The following is an 18735-nucleotide window of genomic DNA, read 5'->3' on the forward strand; positions in this document are numbered from 1 at the left end:
AGAACGCGTACGACGAGAAAATCGACGCGATGCAGGATGAGCTCGGCGGGAAAATCGACACCGTTTCCGCGGACGCGAACGCAAAACTCGACGCAGTTTCTGGCGACATCACGGGACGGTTCGACAAAATCAGCGCGGATTTGGAAGAGAAAACCGCGGGAGCGAATTCGATTGCGGAAAACCTCAAGTCTGCGTACGAAGAGAAAATCAACGCGATGCAAGACGAACTTGGCGGGAAAATCGAGGGAGTGCGCGACGAGCTTGTCACGAAATCGGACAACATCGAAAGCGATATCAGTGGAAAAATCGACGATATGCACGGCGAGCTTTCTTCAAAAATGTACGATTTGCAGGACAATTTGGGAACGCGGATGGATATCGTTCAGAACGAGCTTGATTCGCGAATCGGCAAGGTCGAGGACGATGTCGACGAGCGCGTCTCGGCAATTGAGGAAACGGTCAACACGCAGATTACCGGAATCGAGGATGTCATCGGCGAGAAAATCGGCACGTTCAAGGAAGATGTTACGAGCAGGATGAACGCGTTCGAGGGGGATGTCAGCTCAAAAGTCGAGCGTATTGTCGGCGATATGGAATCGAAAATCGGCGGGCTCAACGAGAAAGTCGAAGGAACATTCGAGAAAATCAACCGCGATTTGGACGACGCTGCCTCCGGTGCGAATTCCCTCGTTTCGAAAGTCACGCAGGACGTTCATTCGACAATCGGTTCCCTTACGGAAGAGCTTCGTGAGAATGTCGAGACGCTCAACGGCGCGTACAGCCTGAGAATCCAGAATATCCAGGACAATTTGAACGCGCATATCGAAGATGTCCGCGCGGAAGCTTCGTCAAAAGCAGACAGCGTCGCCACCGACCTCGGCGCGCGCTTCGACAAAATCAGCGCGGACTTGGAGGAGAAGACGGCGGGAGCGAATTCCGTTGCGGAGAACCTCAAGTCTGCGTACGACGAGAAGATTTCCGCGATGCAGGATGAGCTCGGCGGGCGCCTCGACGAAATTTCTTCGGACGCGAACGCGAAACTGGACGCGGTTACCGGCGACATCACGGGGCGCTTCGACAAAATCAGCGCGGACTTGGAGGAGAAGACGGCGGGAGCCAATTCCGTTGCGGAGAACCTCAAGTCTGCGTACGACGAGAAGATTTCCGCGATGCAGAACGAACTCGGCGGGAAATTGGAAGGAGTGCGAGACGAGCTCGTCACGAAATCGGACAACATCGAAAGCGGGCTCGGCGGGCGTCTCGACGCTATTTCCGCGGACGCGAACGCGAAACTGGACGCGGTTACCGGCGACATCACGGGACGCTTCGACAAAATCAGCGCGGACTTGGAGGAGAAGACGGCGGGAGCCAATTCCGTCGCGGAGAACCTCAAGACTGCATACGACGAGAAAATCAACGCGATGCAGAACGAGCTCGGCGGAAAAATCGACACCGTTTCCGCGGACGCGAACGCGAAGCTCGATTCTGTTTCCGGAGACATCACGGGACGCTTCGATAAAATCAGCGCGGACTTGGAGGAGAAAACGGCGGGAGCGAATTCCGTTGCGGAGAACCTCAAGTCTGCATACGACGAGAAAATCAACGCGATGCAGGATGAACTCGGCGGAAAATTGGAAGGCGTGCGAGACGAGCTTACCGCGAAGTCGGACGAAATCGAAAGCGGCATGAGCGGTCGGCTCGACGAAATCGAGAAGAACGCGAACGTGCGTGCAGACGAAATCGAAAGCGGGCTCGGCGGGCGTCTCGACGCTATTTCTTCGGACGCGAACGCGAAATTGGACGCGGTTACCGGTGACATCACGGGGCGGTTCGACAAAATCAGCGCGGACTTGGAGGAGAAGACGGCGGGAGCCAATTCCGTTGCGGAAAACCTCAAGTCTGCGTACGACGAGAAAATCAACGCGATGCAGGACGAGCTCGGCGGGAAAATCGAGGGAGTGCGAGACGAGCTTGTCACGAAGTCGGACGAAATCGAAAGCGGGCTCGGCGGGCGTCTCGACGCTATTTCCGCGGACGCGAACGCGAAACTTGACGCGGTTACCGGAGACATCACGGGACGGTTCGACAAAATCAGCGCGGACTTGGAGGAGAAGACGGCCGGAGCGAATTCTGTTGCGGAAAACATCAAGTCGGCGTACGACGAGAAAATCAACGCGATGCAGGACGAGCTCGGCGGGAAATTGGAAGGCGTGCGAGACGAGCTTACCGCGAAATCGGACGAAATCGAAAGCGGGCTCGGCGGGCGTCTCAACGCTATTTCTTCGGACGCGAACGCGAAACTCGACGCTGTTACTGGCGACATCACGGGGCGGTTCGACAAAATCAGCGCGGACTTGGAGGAGAAAACTGCGGGAGCGAATTCCGTTGCGGATAAACTCAAGTCTGCGTACGACGAGAAGATTTCCGCGATGCAGAACGAGCTCGGCGGGAAATTGGAAGGAGTGCGAGACGAGCTTACCGCGAAATCGGACAACATCGAAAGCGGCATGAGCGGGCGGCTCGACGAAATCGAGAAGAACGCGAACGCGCGTGCAGACGAAATCGAAAGCGGGCTCGGCGGGCGTCTCGACGAAATTTCTTCGGACGCGAACGCGAAACTCGATTCTGTTTCCGGCGACATCACGGGGCGGTTCGACAAAATCAGCGCGGACTTGGAGAGAAGGGCTTCGGGGGCGGCGGAGATTGTGGAGAGGCTTCAGGGCGAGCTTCAGCTCAAGGTCGAGAAGCTGCAGAGCGAGGTCGAGTCGAAGGTCGCCGGCGTCAAGAATGGCGTGGAGACGAAAGTCGATTCGCTACAGTCGGATATGGAAGGCGCGCTTTCCGAAATGCAGAAAGAATTCGGCGACACTGCGGAGAAATCGAAGAAATTCGCGGAGCAGGTTTCCGCGGAGGTCACTGTCGCGATCGAGTCGCTTAAGAAGGATATCGACGCGGCGATTTCGGAGGGGTACGAGAAAATCGCTTCCGCGAAGGACGATGCGGCAAACGTGGACAAGAACATCAAGGCGACCGTCTCGAATTATCTCACCGAGGTCAACGCGAAAGTCAGCGAGCTTGGTTCCGCTGTCGGAAGCCAGATGGATGAGGTCGAGAAAAATCTCCTTTCCACGACGGAGCGCGCGGACGAGGCGTACGAGCGCATAAACGAGAAGATTTCGCAGGCGAACGACAAGCTTTCTTCGTTCGAGAGCGATTCTGATGCGAAGCTTTCTTCGATAAACATAAAGCTTTCCGAGATGATGGCGACGCTTTCGGAGTCGTACGACGAGAAGCAGACCGACCTCCTCGAAAAACTCGACAGCCAGCTTTCGAACTACCGGAAGAACATCGAGTACCGGTTCAAGAAACTTGAGGAGACTGGCGACGACGTCGACGACCTCGAGCGCGCGCTGCGGCAGTCCCTCGCGAACACGCAGCGGAGCGTGCTTGACGAATTCGCGGAATTCGCGAAAAACCAGAACCTTCGCCTTTCCGAGTTCAAGGAGACGAGCGCGCGCGAGTCGCAGGAAATCGCGGGAAAAATCGCGGATTTGCGCCAGGATTTGGACGAGATAAAGGATTCGGCGACGGACAACATCAGCGCGACGCTCAAGGATTTCGAGCAGGCGTTTGCGGATGACCTCCGCGTCAGGAGCGAGACAATCGACGAGACCTTGAACGGCTGGCAGAAGAATTTCAGCGACAAAATCGAGAATTTCACGACGACGTTCAGGACTTCTCAGCAGATTCTCGAGAATTCGTTCGAGGAGGGATTCAAGGGAAAGGCCGAGCTTCTTGAGAGGAGCCTCGGCGAATGGAAGGATACGCTCGACAAGAAGATTTCCGATTTCACGAAAAAATACGAGGAAATCCAGTCGGCGCTTGAGGAGCGCGTGGAGAAGGGGCTTTCCGACAAGGGAAACAGCATCGACGATAAGATAAAGACGTGGAAGCAGGATTTCGACGCCAAGCTTTCCGAATTCGTCACGTCGTACCAGGGCAGTTTCCGCGCGATGGAGGCGGATGTTTCCGGAAGCCTTCAGAAGAAGGGAATGTCGCTTTCCGACGAAATCGAGAAGTGGCGCGCGGAATTCGACGGAAAAATCAGCGAATTCACTTCCGCCTACACGAAGAATCAGCGCGACCTCGAGAACAAGGTCAACCTCGACATCGAGCGCCAGGGCGACGAAATCGACAAAGACCTCGCCGTCTGGAAGGAATATTTCGACGGGAAGCTCAAGGAACTCTCGCACAGTTTTGAGGACGAGCACGAGCGCATCCGCGGCGAATGCGAGTCGCGCCTCGAGGAACTTTCCGCTTCTTCCGAGAACGAGCGCCGCATCATCGAGCAGAAATATACGGAGGAGCTTCAGTCGCGGCTTGGCGGGCTCCAGACGCGGAACGACGCGCAGGCGGAGCGGTTCGAGTCGATTATCGCGAACACCCAGAGCGAAATTCAGCGCAAGCTTTCCGAGGTCGAGAAAGCCGTGCAGAAGGCGGCGTCAGATTCCGATTCCGTCGTGAAGGGCGCAATCGAATCTTACGAGAGCCGCGTCGACGACGTCCTGAACAAGTCGCTTGAGAAGACCGGCGAGAAACTGGCCGAGCTTGAGGGCGGCGTCAAGGAGCGCAGTTCCGCGAGCCTTTCCGAAATCGATTCGATAAAGGGCGAATTCAGCACGTGGCGGGACAGCATCAAGCAGCAGTTCGACCAGACGAAGACGCTCTACGACTCGCAGCTCGGGTCAATCGAATTCTCGACTAACCAGAAAATCGACGAGCTCCAGTCGAAGGTCGATTTGAGCATAGAGAATTTCCGCGGCAAGTCGCAGAAGCAGCGCGAGGAAATCGAGGCGCAGATGGAGGAGCTCCGGAAGCAGGCGGAGAAAAACGTCTCCGAGTACAAGGAGAATTCCGCGAAGACTGCCGCCGAGCAGAAGCAGCGCCTCGAGGAGATGGTTTCCGGAATCGAGAAGCGCATTTCAGACTCCGACGAGAAGACTTCGTCGCGCCTTTCGGAGATAAAGTCGCAGATTCAGGAATTCTACGAGGAGAACGCTCGGCGGAGCAACGCGCTCATCGAGCAGATGGAAAGCGACGCGGACGGCCTGCAGAAGCGCATGGGCGGCCTTTCCGACGAGGTGAAGAAATTCGAGGGCCAGCTCGACGTGTACCAGAAGGCGGACGAGCTTAAGGAGCGCCTTGACGGGCAGATTAAGGATTTGCGCCACGACGTGTCCAAGCTCGACTCGTACCAGAGCAAGATGGACAGCCTTGAGGAGCATTTCAAGAACATCGAGCGCATAAACAACGATGTCGATGAGAAGCTTTCCCGCTTCAATTCCGAGCGCCTCAGAATCGACACAATGAGCCAGAAATTCGACAAGCTCGTCTCTCTCAGCGATTCGATGGACAAGAAGATAAGCGAGCTCCATTCGACAAGCGACGATTTGCAGAACATGCAGCTCACCGTGAAGGGATTCAACGAGTCGCTTGACAAGATTTCCGAGCGCTACGACAGGCTCGACAAGAAGTCGGAGATGATAGACATGGTTTCCGACGAGGTGGACAAGACGTTCCAGAACCTGAAGGACGTGGAGGAGAAGGTGAAGACCGTTTCCGATTCCGCGTCCGTTCTTCCGGAGCAGCTTTCCGACATCCAGCAGCAGGTTTCGTTCCTCATCGAGAACAAGGACAGCATAACCGACGCGCTCGACAAGGTTTCCGACCTCAAGAACATATTGACCGACGCCGAGAAGCGGGCTGAGCAGCTCCAGATTTCACGGCAGGGAATCGCGCGCAGCGAGACGCGGCTCGAGAACATTTCCCGCTCGATTGACGAGAAAATTCGCGACCTCGCGAAGTACAACGGAATCGAGGGCGACATGGAAGTTCCTCTTTCGCAGCCGTCATCGTATCCGTATCCGAACGATTTCTCTCCGCAGGACAAGGCGCGCATAATCCAGCTCAAGCGTCGCGGATGGTCGCTCGAGGAAATTGCCCGCAACATGAAGCGGAGCATTTCCGAGATTGAGATTGTCCTCGAGCTCGGGCTTGAGGAATAAGCGGACAACAAAAAAGACTGTGCCGGAAAACGGCACAGCCTTTTTTTCTGCTGGTTTCCGCCATAAAAAGCGAAAACCAGCTGTTTTTGCGGATGCTTTACCGTTGGAGGAGGCATGTCGCCCAGACCTCGACGGCGCGGCGCTGGCCGATGTCGCCGAGTTTTTCTCCGGTCTTTGCCTTGACGAAAACCTGCTCCGGCTTGCAGCCTAAGATTTCAGCAATCGACTGGCGGACTTCATCCCTGTGCGGGAGGAATTTCGGCTTTTCGAGAGCGATTACGCAGTCGACGTTCCCGATTTCCCAACCGGCGTTCCGCACTTCCTTCCATACCGCCTTGAGCAGCTCTTTGGAATCGGCATCCTTCCATTTCTCGTCGTCAGGCGGAAAGTACGAGCCGATGTCGCCGAGCGCGCTTGCCCCGAGAACGGCATCCGTCACCGCGTGCAGCAGAACGTCGCCGTCCGAGTGGCCGTCCTCGCCCTTGTCCGACGGAATCTCGATTCCCCCGAGCATGAGCCGCCGCCCCTCGACGAGCGCGTGCTTGTCGTATCCTAGTCCCGTCCGTATTTCCATTTTGCGGCCCTCCGTTTTGTAGTCGCCCGCGAACGTTATCTTCTTGTTCGATTCTTTGCCCGGGACGACCTTCACCGTGCGGAGCCCCGTTTTCGGAACGACGAAATCGTCCCAAATCTGCGTGTCGTCGGTGCATTCCGTTTTCGACGCGCGCGCCATCCGGTGACCTTCGAGAATTTCCCTGAACCGGAAAACCTGCGGCGTCTGGACCGCGCAAAGGGAGGAGCGCACGAGATGCTTTTTTATGAACCCGTCCGCGTCGATTTCGTTTTGGGTGTCGGTCGGCTGCATTCCGGGAACTGCCGCGCCGAATTCAGATGCGGCGTCTTTTGCCGCGTTTATCGTGTCCGCCGTTATGAACGGGCGCGCGCCGTCGTGGATGAACACGAGCGGGTCCGCGTTTTCCGGTATGATTTTTTCGAGAGCTTCTAGCGCGTTCAGGACCGATTCCTGCCGCGTTTTTCCGCCTGGGACGAATAGCGCGCCGGATTTTTTTTCGGCGTTATTCCCGGAAAAAAACGCTTTCCGCGCGTCAGTCCCGTCGTCCGTCATGGGGTAGGCGACGGCGACCGCGGAGAGCGGAAGCGCGCCGTAAAAAGCATCGGCGGCCTCGGAGAGAACCGTGCCGCCGTTGAGCGGGAGATATTCCTTTTTTGTCCCCGCGCCGTTTCCTCCCGTGCCGTTGAAGCGCGATGAGGAACCTGCTGCCACGAGGACAAGAAGAAATCCGTCCGCGTTTTTAGTCTTCGTCGTCGTCATCGTCGTCGTCAGAGTCGGAATCCGATGAGTCCGAATCGGAATCGTCGTCAGAGTCGTCGTCCGAATCGTTCGAGTCGTTTTCCTCCGGATATTCGTCGTCGTCGTCGTCGTCGTCGGTAATCGGCGCTTTTTTGACGACGGCGGCCCCGAGCGGCTCAAGCTTCGCGTGAATCATGCGCTCGACTTCCTCCGCCGGAATTCCGAGCGCAAACGAGACTTCGTCGATGAGGTGCTTCGTCGCGTTGTCGTAGAGTTTTCTTTCGAGAATCGGAAGCTCCTTGACCTTTGAGCGCTGGTAGAGGCTGCGCACGATGCTGGCGATGTCGTCAGCGCTTCCTTTCTTGAGGAGCTCAAGGTTCTGCTGATAGCGGAGCTTCCAGTCAGAGGTGACAGGACCGCAGTCTATTGAGAGCGAGTCGAGAGCTTTCTTCGCTTCCTCCGCCGAGACAATCGCGCGGATTCCTATCATCCCGACGTTCTGAACGGGGATGAATACGTTCATGTCGGATTCCTGAACGTAGATTTTGTAGTGCTTGACGACCTCGCCGTTGAACGGCCTGTCAACAATGTCCATCACGACGCCGACGCCCTGGCAGGGGTAGACGACCTTCTGGTTGATTTTGAATTCTGTACTCATATGCGTGATTTTATCATAAATCTTATTTGTCGAGAATAGTCAGCTCCACGCGCCTGTTCTTCTGCCTTCCTTCCTCGACGGAATTGTCGCCGATGGGTCGTCGCGAGCCGAATCCCTCCGTGAAGATGTGGTTCCGCGTGCGCACCCCGATTTCCGCCATGTAGGACGCGACGGCATCCGCTCTTTCCTCGCTCAGCATCTGGCATGAATTCTCGTCGCCCGCCGATGCCGTGTGCCCGCTGACGAGTATGTCGTTCGGGAACGGGCTGATTATCTGCGCGATTTTCCTGATTTTCTCCTTCTCGCTTTCGACGAGAATTGCGGAATCCGGCTCGAACTGAATGTTCTCGAGCGCAATCCGAAGCCCCCTCTCCGTCTTCGCGACGGAAACGTCCCTGATGCCGAGCGAGTCCACTTTCTCGCGGACTGCCTTCACGTTGTCGTCCGTTGCCGCCTTCACGAATTCCGTGACTTCCGTCACCGATTTTCCCGAGAAGACGTAGACGGTGCCGCGGTAAGTCTCTATCGAGATGCGGAACGTCTCCTCCGAATGGTCAATCTGCCCTTTGTCGTTGTCCCACCAAATCGTGACGTCCGAATATCCCATCGTCGATGCCGGCGGGTCGCTGAAATAGTTTCCTGAATCGGGGCTTTCAAAGACGAGGTTGTACCGCGCCTGAATGACGGAAAGGTTCCCCTCGTCGCGGAGGTATGTGTATTTTGCGGTGAACGGAACTTTCACCGGTTTTGCGACACCGAAATTCTTTCTGAAATCCTCCGCCTCGTAGCCGTCCGCCGTCCACGTGTCGCCCGCGCCGACTTCCTTCTCCGGAAAAATCGGCATGTCGCGCACAATCGGCATGAAATACTCGTCCGCGATTTCGAACCGTCCCGCGCTGTCCCGCCACCATTCGCTTGCCGAGCTGAACTGGTCCCAGTCGACGGAGCGGAAGAACCCGTAGTCGGAGAAGCTTTCGCTCGTCATGAAATTCGCCGTGATGAACCCGCGCCCCCTGCCGTCGGTGTCGTCGATTGAGAGGGAAATCCTGTTGAGGATTGTCATGTGCGGCATCCGCTTCCCGTTTATCCGAACGTCCTCCTCGACGCGCGATACCATGCTGATTTTGTCGCCTTTCGAATAGCGGAATCTCAGGAGCTTCTTTCCTGATTGCTGCGCGCCCGCCGAAAAAATCGATGCCGCCAGAATCGCGATGGAGAGTATTTTCCTTGCGTTCATTTTCCGAATTCCTCCGTGCTTCGATTGGACCTGCTCGATAACTTCGTTATCGCTCAAAGGTCGACGAATTCAAAAACGTGCAGATGGCACTTTTTTGAACATCGCATTTTACGGTAACCTGTTCTGAAAATGAGGTTTCCGAACAGGTTTATTATAAATAACGCCCGCTCCTTTCTCCATAGGCATCCGGGCGAAACGGAAAAATCGGCGATTTTGGAAAATCCCTATACAAAGCGTTGGAATTTTGATTAACTTCTACCGATATATTGTGATATGGGAAATAGTTACGAGAAGCCGGATTTTTGGTCGAGAAAGGCGTTTTCCGAGGGGTATCCTGCCAGAAGCGTCTACAAATTGAAAGAAATCGACGAGAAATTCGGGATGATAAAAAAAGGCTACACCGTCCTCGATTTGGGGGCAGCTCCCGGAAGCTGGACCGTGTTCCTCCTCCGCACGTTGAATTCGCTTGGGGAAGGGGGCAAGGTCGTTTCCTGTGACCTCAATCCTCTTTCCAAGTCAGTCAAGGCGGAGAACCTCGTCTTCATTCAGGGCGATTTGGGGCAGAACGAAATCGTCGAGCGGATAAAAGGCGAGGGGCCGTTCGACCTTGTCGTGTGCGATGCCGCGCCTCTTACAACCGGGAACAGAGTCGTCGATACGGCGCGCTCCCAGGGGCTTGTCAAGATGGCGATATGGTACGCGCAGACGATGCTCAGGCCGGGCGGAAACTTCGCGGTTAAGATTTTCCAGAACGGTGACCAGCAAGCTCTCCTGAAAAGCATGAGGGAAATTTTCGCATCTGCAAAAGGATTCAAACCTGTGGCGTGCCGCTCGGAGTCGTTCGAGACATATCTGATTGGTATAAACAAAAAGTAAGGAGCGGGAAGCCTCGGATTCTGAGACGCCCTGATACCAAAAACAAGGGAATTGAAATGAAACTTGAAAAAAAGAAAAAGTCATTTGGGACAGCGGTGAAATGCACGTCCATAACGCTGGGAATATGCGCTTTTGCCGTTGGAGTGACGGTCGTCATGACTGACCTCTCATTCCCCGAGAACGGTCAGGGTGGTTTCGAGACGCCGGGAATCCCGACCGTGACGGAGCGGGTCGTCCTCGACTCCGATTTGTCCGCAGTCAACCTCGATGCCGTTTCCGAGACTCCCGTTCAGGAATACATCGACAGGAAAAACGGCATCGCGTCCGGCGAAATCACGCAGGACGGTTCAGATGTGCTGCCTGCCGAAAATTCCGACTACAATCTTTCCTATGTTTCATACAGAGTGAAGGAAGGCGACATGATTGGAAAAATCGCGCAGAAATTCGACGTTTCTTCCGATTCAATCCTCAGCCTCAACAGGATAAACAACGCGCGCGGAATCCAGATTGGAAGCTATCTCAAGATTCCGACCATGTCCGGAATCCTCTACACGACGCAGAAGGCTGGCGAGTCCGTCTCCTCAATCACCGAGAAATTCGACGTCGATTCCAAGAAATTCGCGTCGGTGAACGGCGTCTCCGCGGAAAACGTCTTCCAGGCAGGCTCGACTGTTTTCGTTCCCGACGCGAAGCTCGATTGGGCGACCGTCCAGGAGATAAACGGCGACCTCTTCAAGAAGCCGGTTCACGCAAAATGGTACAAGTCGTCCGATTTCGGATGGCGCGCCAGCCCTTTCACCGGAAAGCGCTCGTACCATAGCGGAATCGACATGGCGTGCCCGCAGGGAACATCGGTCTATTCGGCGCTCAACGGCGTCGTGACGTCGACGGGATACAGCACTACTTACGGAAATTTCGTCATCGTGACGCACCATTCCGGATACAAGACGCTTTACGGCCATCTCAGCGCGATTCTCTGCGTAAAAGGTCAGCGCGTCGGTCAGGACACAAGAATCGGAAAGGTCGGAAGCACCGGATTGAGCACCGGTCCGCACCTCCATTTCACCGTTTACAAGAACAACGTGGCAGTAAACCCTGCGATGCTGTGGCATTAAGCCGCATTGTTTACTCCCACCCGCTTTGATTGTTGGAGCGGCTTAGGGGACGCGGGCAGGAGCCCGAGTCCCCCTTTTTTGTGGTTGAGGTAAGCCGCATTGTTCATCGCCACCCGCTTTGATTTGTGGAGCGGCTTAGGGGACGCGGGCGTGGCCCGAGTCCCCCTTTTTTTTGTGGTGATGTAAGCCGCATTGTTCATTGCCGCCCGCTTTGATTCATGGAGCGGCTTAGGGGAGGCGGGCGTGGCCCGGGTCCCCCTTTTTTTGTGGTTGATGTAAGCCGCATTGTTTATCGCCGCCCGCTTTGATTAGCGGAGGGGCTTGAGGATGGCGGTGGGGGGGAGTTTTTTTATTGTTTTTATGAAGAAATCGAGGTTTCCGGCGACGAAGACGGCGCAGTAGATGCAGATTGCGGCGGCGAATGTGAGGTAGAAGACGATTTGCTGGGCAGGGGAGGAGTCGCGCATCGTTATGCCGAAGAGAAGAAGAAGCGATGTCATCGCAAAGCCTCCGATTACCCATTTCGTCATCGAGATATGGTTCTCGTTTTGTGCGGAGGTGCCGAAGCCGTTCTTCATCGTGCGGGAGGCAAGCCGCTCGGCGACGGAGAGCCTTCGGACTGCGGTGCGGCATTCCCTGCACATGAGGAGGTGCGCCGTTATTTTCAGCGGGACGATTTCGTTCTTGTCGAGCGAGAGGTATGCGTCCATTATCATTTCGCATTTCTTTTCGTTATTTTTCATAGAATTGCCTCAGTTTTTCCTTGAGAATCTTTTTTGCGCGGAATATGTTCGACTTCACGGTGTTCAGGTTCAGCGACGTTATCTCGGCGATTTCCTCGTAGCTGTTGTCGTAGAAGAAGTAAAGCTCGATGCAGACGGCGTATTTTTCGGGAAGCTCCCTGACCGCTTCTCGTATCGCAGCCGCAGTTGCCTTCCGTATCTCCGTCTCCTCCGGCGATTTTGTCGGGGCGGCTATGCGGTCCTCGTCTGCCAGCGGCTTGTATTCCTGCCGCCTGTTCTTCGCGTTTATCGCCGTGTTGAGGGCTATCCGCGTCAGCCATGTCGAGAAGAGCGAGCCGCCCTTGAACGTGCCGAGTTTGTTGAACGCCTTCAGCAGGACTTCCTGGACGAAATCCTCGACATCAGCGTCGTTCTTGAAGAAACTGAACCCGATTGCCTGAACGCGTTTTTTGTGGAACGAGACGAGAATCGAGAACGATTTCGAATCTCCGCCGAGCGCGGCTTTTATGAGAAGCCAATCGCGCGCCGTGGCGACTGTTTGTTCAAGAGTCTTCAGCCCGTTCTTCATTTAGTCCTTGTGGAATTCGGGGTTCACCTTGTAGAAAATGAGAAGGCTGACCCCAATCGCCAGCGGGACAAGCCCGCCGAGAAGCGACTGTACCGGCCCGTTCGTCGCCACGACGAAAATCGCGAAGAATATCGAGAGAATCGTGCCCAGCCCCGTCAGCAGAATCCCTATCAGAAGGGTGTAGGTTTTGATGTCGAACGATTTCTTTATGTAGTTGCCCGTTTTTATCTGCGCCTTGACCTCGTGGTGATGCCAAAGAAGCGAGAAGAAGATGATTATCCCGCCTATTCCGATTCCGACAATCGGGATTATCGAGATTATCACCTGCGGTATTGTATTCGTCATTCTTTTTCCTCCGTCTGATTCGACACCGTTTCCTGCGATTTGTTGCACGCGCGGAAAAAACTGCCTATTCCTCAAGGAACTGGAAGTCGTTGAAGTAGATGCGCTTTATTTTGCCGAGGACGAGAATGCTGTTTATCCTCGCCATAAGCTCCGCCTTCATCGTGTCCTCGCTCCGCGCGCGTATTTCCTTGAGCGTCATCTGCGAAAAATAATCCGTTATCGTTTTCCGAATCTGCGTGTATTTTTCCTCCATCTCCTCGTAGAACGCCCTGTCCTGCTCGTATTCGAGCCACGGGGAGACGATGAGCGTCGCCTTCCGCCCGCCTTTCTCGCTTTTGAGGACAATCCAGAGCTTCCCAATCAGGTTGAACTCGCCTTCCGCGCCGAATTTTCCGACTGACGGGTCTTCTGGCCTGTCGAATATGCGCTCGAGCCCCTCGCCCGGAACCGCGTGCTTTTTCAGCACCGCCACGGCCGTCACCGCAATCGCGGAAATCACCATCAGAATCGCGACAATCGAAAGGAATTTGTTGAGCATCGGTCTATTCCGCCTTGTACTGGCCGAGCATCGCGGAAAGCTTTTTACCCGACTCGGATGTTCCCGCCCGTATCGTCGCATGGATTCCGTCGTCAAGCCATTCCTCCGACTCGACGATTCCCGTCTTTCTCGCGACGGAAAGGATGTGCTGCTGCTCGACGGGGATGACGTATTTTCCGCCTGTTCCCATGAGCGCGTCGCATATTTTTTCGGAAAGCTCCGCGAACCCGGTTCTGTTCTTGGCGCTGATTTTCACGTTTTCGGGGAAGAGTTTTTCGAGGCGAGACAGGACGAGAATCCTTTCCGCCTCGTCCATCTCCTCGATGCGGTCGATTTTGTTGAGCGCGATAATCCGCGGCGAATTCTCCGCGCCGATTTCCTTAAGGACTTCAACGACTGTCCTGTACTGCGATTCGGCATCGGGGTCGGACGCGTCGATGACGATGATGATGAGGTTCGCGCGCTCTGCTTCCTCGAGCGTCGACTTGAATGCGTTCACAAGCCCGTGCGGAAGGTTCGAGATGAAGCCGACCGTGTCCGTCAGGAGGATGTTCGCGCCGTTCGCAAGCTGCAGCTTCCGCGTCGTGGGGTCGAGCGTCGCGAAAAGCTTGTCCTCGACGAACGCGTCCGCGCCTGTGAGCGCGTTCAGGAGCGACGATTTCCCGGCGTTCGTGTATCCGGCAAGCGCGCATGTGGGGACGGGAACTTTCTCGCGCCGCTTCCGCTGCGTCTCCCTGTCCCGCACGACGGCGGAAAGCTCCTTCTTCACGAGCCTGATTTTCTCCCGTATCGCGCGCGTGTCCAGCTCAAGCTGCGTCTCGCCCGAGCCTTTCGAACCGAAATTCCCGCCGCGCTGCCGCGCCATGTCGCCGTAGCTGTGCGCGAGCCTCGGAAGCGAATGCTCAAGCCGGGCAAGCTCCACCTGAAGGACAGCCTCCTTCGTCTGCGCCCTCTGCGCGAAAATGCGTAGGATGACCTCCTGCCTGTCGAACGACGGCTTTTTGGAAAGCTTTTCCCAGTTTCTCTGTTTTCTCGGGTCGAGGTCGAAGTCGAATATTATGACGTCCGCGCCGATTTCCTCAGCGAGCGCGGAAAGCTCCTCCGCCTTTCCTTTTCCCATGCCGTAGGCGGGCGTTATATCCATCCTCGTGAGCGTGACGGCTCTGAGCGTCTCCATGCCGAGCGTGTCGACAAGCCCTTTCAGCTCCGAAAGGTCGTCGCCCGGCGCGCCGATAAGAAGCGCGGTCGTTTTCCGCGACTCTTCTTCCTGCAAATAAATCATTCGGAGAATATACCATTTACGGAGCCGGAAACGTAAGCCCCCGCGCCGGACGGTGCAGGGCAGCCTCATTTTTATGAAGCGGCTGCAAAAATGGGAGCGATGACGACGAGGCGTCTGCCGTAGCGACTTATGCTGGCAGCAGCGGGGAATCTCTAAAAAATGCGATGTTCAAAACGTAATGTTTGCGCGCTTTTGAATTCGTCGACCATGAGCGATAAAAAAGCTGTCGGACAGGTCTATTATAATGCGGGCGCCCCGCCGGATGGCGGAATTGCCCGCGATGAAAATGCAGTTTCCCGCGCCGCTCTCATCATGTTGCCGGAAAAAGAAGCCGAAAATAATAAGTAAACTTGTCCGGAGAATTCCGTTTCCGGGCATCGTTCGTGTTTGGGATTTCAAAATCGTGAGCAGATTGACAGCAGGTCAGAAAGTCGCCGTCAGCCTTCTCATTTCTTCGCTGCTGTTCGCCGTTTTTTCCGTGGCGGCGTTCGCGCGGTTGTTCGGATTCATCGAGGTGCGGTTCTACCAGCCGATGATAACGGGCGATATAGAGAGGCGGCTCGGCAGAATTTCCGAAGCGCAGGACAGGTATATCGAAAGTCTCTTCAAAAGGTTCGAGTCGTTCGCATCGGACGAGGCGGTTCGGAGCTATGCGTCCCAGCGTCCCTCCGACGATTTTGCGCGGGGCAGGGAAGCGGCGCGCGCCGCGCTGATGATGGACACGCGCGCGCTCAAAGGTATCCGCATAATCGACGCTGCCGGAATAAACATCCACTACAGCTCATTCCCTTCCGACCTGATGTCTTCGTCCGAAAGCGAGATTACGTACCGGAAATACTCCGACCTTTCTTCCGCGCCCGTGTCCCCGGAAATCCCGTACCAGTCGATTCGGGCATCGGACGCGCATTCGGGAAGGGCGGGAGCCGTCTACAAGGACGGAGCCGGAAACAGGCTCGTGCTTTCCCTCCCGTTCTACGATTCCGACGGCGCCTATTCCGGAACGATTGCGTTCTACTGCGATCCCGGCGACATAAGCCGATTCCTTTTCGAGGAGAACCTCATCGACATAACGGGATACGCTTTCCTCGTCACCGACGGGAAGGGATTCGGAGGGTACGTTTTCGGAATGCCGAATTCCGGCAGGGCATCGCTTGAGAGCCTCATCATCGAGCAGTGGCGCGCCGACGAAAAGGAGCCTTCTGGAAATCTGTCCGTCCGCTTCATCGTTCCCGAGCTTCCCGTTCCGAATCCCTATTCCGCGGGAAAGGAGCCGGACGTCCAGGTTCTGTTCACGAAAAAAGGCGCGCGCGATGACGTCGGGTTCGTTTCGTGGATGTGCGACAGGAACGTGATGGTTTTCCCCGAGACGACGCGGGTTCTGCTGCTCGTCCTTTCGGGGGTGACGCTGTTCCTTCTCGTAAGCCTCCTCGTCAACATCAGGCACGACGACATGGTCGTCATCCGCGACAGGATCAAGCGCTTCCAGCTTGCCTTCATAACGGAATCCCTCTCGCAGAAATCGGAGCTTCCCGCGAACCTGGCGGAGCGGCGCGATGAGATAAACGAGGAGATTCGGCGGAGCCTCGGTTCGCGCGGAAGACGCCACAAAAAGGAAATTGACGAGCTTCTTAACAGAAGTTGGGACGATATATTCCGCCTTCTCGGTGTCGGCGGCGGCGATTCGCTCGATTCCGCCGAGCTCAAGCGCGTCCTTTCCGAAATAATCGGGAGCGCTTCCGTCCGTCTTCCCGTCCCCGCCCCCGAGGCGCGCGCCGTTTCCCCCGGGCAGAACGCCCCCTCCGCCAAAAACGACGAGCCCGAAGTCATCGAGGATGGCGATATTCCCGAACCGATAATTTCCGGAAAACCTGCCAAAACAGAACATGCCCCCGCCGCGGAAAATGCCGACGAAATCGAGGAGATTGAGGAAGTCCCCGAAGCGGAGGACGCCGAGGAAATCGAGGAAGTCGACGAAGTCCCCGAAGCGGAGGACGCCGAGGAAATCGAGGAAGTCCCCGAAGCGGGAAATGCCGAGGAAATCGAGGAGATTGAGGAAGTCCCCGAGGCAGAGGACGCCGACGAAATCGAGGAAATCGACGAAGTCCCCGAAGCGGAGGACGCCGACGAAATTGAGGAAATCGAGGAAGTCCCCGCCGAGGAAATCGAGGAGATTGAGGAAGTTCCCGAAGCGGAAAATGCCGAGGAAATCGAGGGGATTGAGGAAGTCCCCGAAGTGGAAGACGCCGACGAAATCGAGGAAATCGAGGAAGCTCCCGAGGCGGAAGACGCCGAGAAAATCGAGGAGATTGACGAAGCCCCCGAAGCGGAGGACGCCGACGAAATCGAGGAGATTGAGGAAGTCCCCGAAGTGGAAAACGCCGACGAAATCGAAGAAATCGAGGAAGTCCCCGAAGTGGAAGACGCCGACGAAATCGAGGAAGTCGAGGAAGTCCCCGCCGCGGAAAATGCCGACGAAATCGAGGAAATCGAGGAAATCGTGGAAGTCCCCGAGTCGGAGGACGCCGAGAAATCCGGCGGCATGTCCGGGATGGAGGACGCGGCTGTCGAGGACTTTGGGGTTGCAGGAAAATCGTACAATTTCAACGAGGATTCCGTGTTCAATGAGGAGCTTGTCTTCAGCTCGCCGGAAAATGATTCCGTCATTGACGACGTGGGGAACGAGGTTGCCAAGAAATTTTCGGTGCAGTCGCCGGATTATTCGATGCTCGATGAGGATAGAAGCACTTCGGCGGATGAGGCGGCTGAAGTCCAGGGGCTTGAGCAGGAAGAGGAGGCAAAGCCGTTCATGCTGACGCATTTCAGAACGGGCGATTCGGCTGACTCTCTGGAGGAGCTTTGATATGCAGGCGCTTCGTGTGCTCGTGTCCTTTTTGTGCGCGCGCGATTTGATTGTGTTCCTCGCGTTCGCGCTTCCCGCGGGATTCCTTGCGGCGCGCCGTCTCCGCGTTCCTTTTCCGCTCCTTCTTTCCGGTATTTTCGGTTTCCTTCTTTTGCGCATTGCCGCGCCGTGGGCGGATGGAACCGGATTTTCTGGGGCTGGCGTCTATTTTTGCGCGATGGGACTTTCCTGCGCGACTTCCGCCGCCGTTGTTTTTGTCGCGATGCTCTTTTCTGCGGGGGCGGTCGGAAAAACGGAAATCGCATTCTCGGTTTTCTGCGCGCTTTTTTTGTTCTGCCCGTGGAACCTCGTCGCGCTCGCGTTCGCTGCTCTTTCCGCCGTGATTTTCTACCTCGCGCGCGTGTTCGTCGAGTCGCGCTCTGTCGGTAAGGGCGTTTTCCGTCCGGTCTTTTCCGTCCCGTTCGTGCCGTTCATGGCTGTGGGCGCCGTCATCGCGAAGCTGATGGAGAGAATCTGAATCAGAAAAAAAGGCTCTGTTCGGATTTCCGGCGGATACATGATTTCCACGTCATTCCGAATCACGTTCATCATGACAAAATAAATCTGAATCAACCGTTTTTTTCAGACAGAGCGAAAATAAAAAGTGCATTTGAAAGGAGCATTTTATGAAAACAACTTCCCTGCTGAAGGTCCGCACGTATGAGTGCGATTCATACGGCCACGTGAACAACGCCGTTTACCTCAATTATCTTGAATTCGCGCGCATGGATTACCTGAACCAGATTGGGTTCGACTACAAGGGAATCGTGGATGCCGGTTTCGCCATTTACGTCACGCGGGTGGACATATCGTACAAGTCGTCGGCATTTTTCGATGACGAGCTTCTGATTGACACGGAGCCGGTGAAGCTCGGTGCCGTATCCGGTACGCTCCGCCAGAAGATTTCGAAGCGGGACGGGACGGTCTGCGCCGAGGCTGACGTGACATGGGCGTTCGTCACAAGGGAAGGCCGCCCGAGCCGCATTCCGCCGCAGTTCTTCGTTGACGGGCTTCGTCCTGCATCTGCGGAATAAGTTCCGGGCAAAAAAAAATCCCCGCCGGTTTTCTGAAGTGTACCCCAAAAGTTGGAGACAATT

15 protein-coding genes are annotated in these 18735 nt (G+C 55.8%); 7 read left to right on the forward strand and 8 right to left on the reverse strand.

Annotated elements, in window-relative coordinates:
• A partial coding sequence (locus TRESADRAFT_RS00350; RefSeq protein ID WP_002701762.1) for a SpiroCoCo family coiled-coil protein occupies positions 1 to 6065 on the forward strand: 6065 nt, incomplete at its 5' end.
• A gap of 97 nt (positions 6066 to 6162) precedes the next feature.
• Here TRESADRAFT_RS00350 and ispF read toward each other — a convergent pair.
• Genes ispF through TRESADRAFT_RS00365 form a run of 3 tightly spaced genes read right to left on the reverse strand, consistent with a single transcriptional unit; the run spans position 6163 to position 9272 of the window.
• Positions 6163 to 7398, reverse strand: coding sequence for a 2-C-methyl-D-erythritol 2,4-cyclodiphosphate synthase (gene ispF / locus TRESADRAFT_RS00355; RefSeq protein ID WP_002701764.1), 1236 nt, complete (start codon positions 7396 to 7398; stop codon positions 6163 to 6165).
• A complete protein-coding gene (locus tag TRESADRAFT_RS00360) occupies positions 7379 to 8035 on the reverse strand; it encodes a CarD family transcriptional regulator (RefSeq protein ID WP_002701766.1) in 657 nt (218 codons plus the stop codon). Before TRESADRAFT_RS00360 ends, ispF begins: the two co-directional genes overlap by 20 nt.
• A gap of 22 nt (positions 8036 to 8057) precedes the next feature.
• The gene (locus TRESADRAFT_RS00365; protein WP_002701768.1) at positions 8058 to 9272 is read right to left on the reverse strand and encodes an OmpA family protein; all 1215 of its coding nucleotides are present in this window, start codon (positions 9270 to 9272) and stop codon (positions 8058 to 8060) included.
• 273 nt (positions 9273 to 9545) lie between these two features.
• On the opposite strand from TRESADRAFT_RS00365, the gene TRESADRAFT_RS00370 reads away from it, so the two are divergent.
• A complete protein-coding gene (locus tag TRESADRAFT_RS00370; protein ID WP_002701770.1) occupies positions 9546 to 10148 on the forward strand; it encodes an SAM-dependent methyltransferase in 603 nt (200 codons plus the stop codon).
• Between the two features lie 56 nt (positions 10149 to 10204).
• A complete protein-coding gene (locus TRESADRAFT_RS00375) occupies positions 10205 to 11263 on the forward strand; it encodes a M23 family metallopeptidase (RefSeq protein ID WP_002701771.1) in 1059 nt (352 codons plus the stop codon).
• Positions 11264 to 11571: 308 nt separating this feature from the next.
• Here the strand turns inward: TRESADRAFT_RS00375 and TRESADRAFT_RS00385 are convergent, their stop codons facing one another.
• The 5 genes from TRESADRAFT_RS00385 to hflX form a co-directional block, all read right to left on the reverse strand.
• Positions 11572 to 12006, reverse strand: coding sequence for a hypothetical protein (locus TRESADRAFT_RS00385; protein WP_002701626.1), 435 nt, complete (start codon positions 12004 to 12006; stop codon positions 11572 to 11574).
• Positions 11996 to 12574: an RNA polymerase sigma factor gene (locus TRESADRAFT_RS00390; RefSeq protein ID WP_002701624.1), complete on the reverse strand. Its 579-nt coding sequence runs from the start codon at positions 12572 to 12574 to the stop codon at positions 11996 to 11998. The genes TRESADRAFT_RS00385 and TRESADRAFT_RS00390 overlap by 11 nt, the downstream gene beginning before the upstream one ends.
• A complete protein-coding gene (locus tag TRESADRAFT_RS00395; RefSeq protein ID WP_002701773.1) occupies positions 12575 to 12919 on the reverse strand; it encodes a hypothetical protein in 345 nt (114 codons plus the stop codon).
• Between the two features lie 64 nt (positions 12920 to 12983).
• Complete coding sequence (locus TRESADRAFT_RS00400) at positions 12984 to 13457, reverse strand: flagellar basal body-associated FliL family protein (protein WP_002701775.1); 474 nt, start codon at positions 13455 to 13457, stop codon at positions 12984 to 12986.
• Positions 13458 to 13461: 4 nt separating this feature from the next.
• On the reverse strand, positions 13462 to 14739 hold the full coding sequence (gene hflX / locus TRESADRAFT_RS00405) for a GTPase HflX (RefSeq protein ID WP_002701776.1): 1278 nt from the start codon (positions 14737 to 14739) through the stop codon (positions 13462 to 13464).
• Between the two features lie 207 nt (positions 14740 to 14946).
• Here hflX and TRESADRAFT_RS16155 point away from each other — a divergent pair, with 207 nt between their 5' ends.
• The 4 genes from TRESADRAFT_RS16155 (at position 14947) to TRESADRAFT_RS00420 (ending at position 18672) form a co-directional block, all read left to right on the forward strand.
• Positions 14947 to 15087: a hypothetical protein gene (locus TRESADRAFT_RS16155; protein WP_159100009.1), complete on the forward strand. Its 141-nt coding sequence runs from the start codon at positions 14947 to 14949 to the stop codon at positions 15085 to 15087.
• A gap of 55 nt (positions 15088 to 15142) precedes the next feature.
• Positions 15143 to 17599, forward strand: coding sequence for a cache domain-containing protein (locus TRESADRAFT_RS00410; protein ID WP_141607012.1), 2457 nt, complete (start codon positions 15143 to 15145; stop codon positions 17597 to 17599).
• Position 17600: 1 nt separating this feature from the next.
• Positions 17601 to 18116, forward strand: coding sequence for a hypothetical protein (locus tag TRESADRAFT_RS00415; RefSeq protein ID WP_002701780.1), 516 nt, complete (start codon positions 17601 to 17603; stop codon positions 18114 to 18116).
• Positions 18117 to 18264: 148 nt separating this feature from the next.
• Positions 18265 to 18672, forward strand: coding sequence for an acyl-CoA thioesterase (locus TRESADRAFT_RS00420; protein WP_002701782.1), 408 nt, complete (start codon positions 18265 to 18267; stop codon positions 18670 to 18672).
• Positions 18673 to 18735 lie beyond the last annotated feature (63 nt).

It is taken from the genome of Treponema saccharophilum DSM 2985 (genome assembly GCF_000255555.1).
Classification (GTDB): domain Bacteria; phylum Spirochaetota; class Spirochaetia; order Treponematales; family Treponemataceae; genus Treponema_D; species Treponema_D saccharophilum.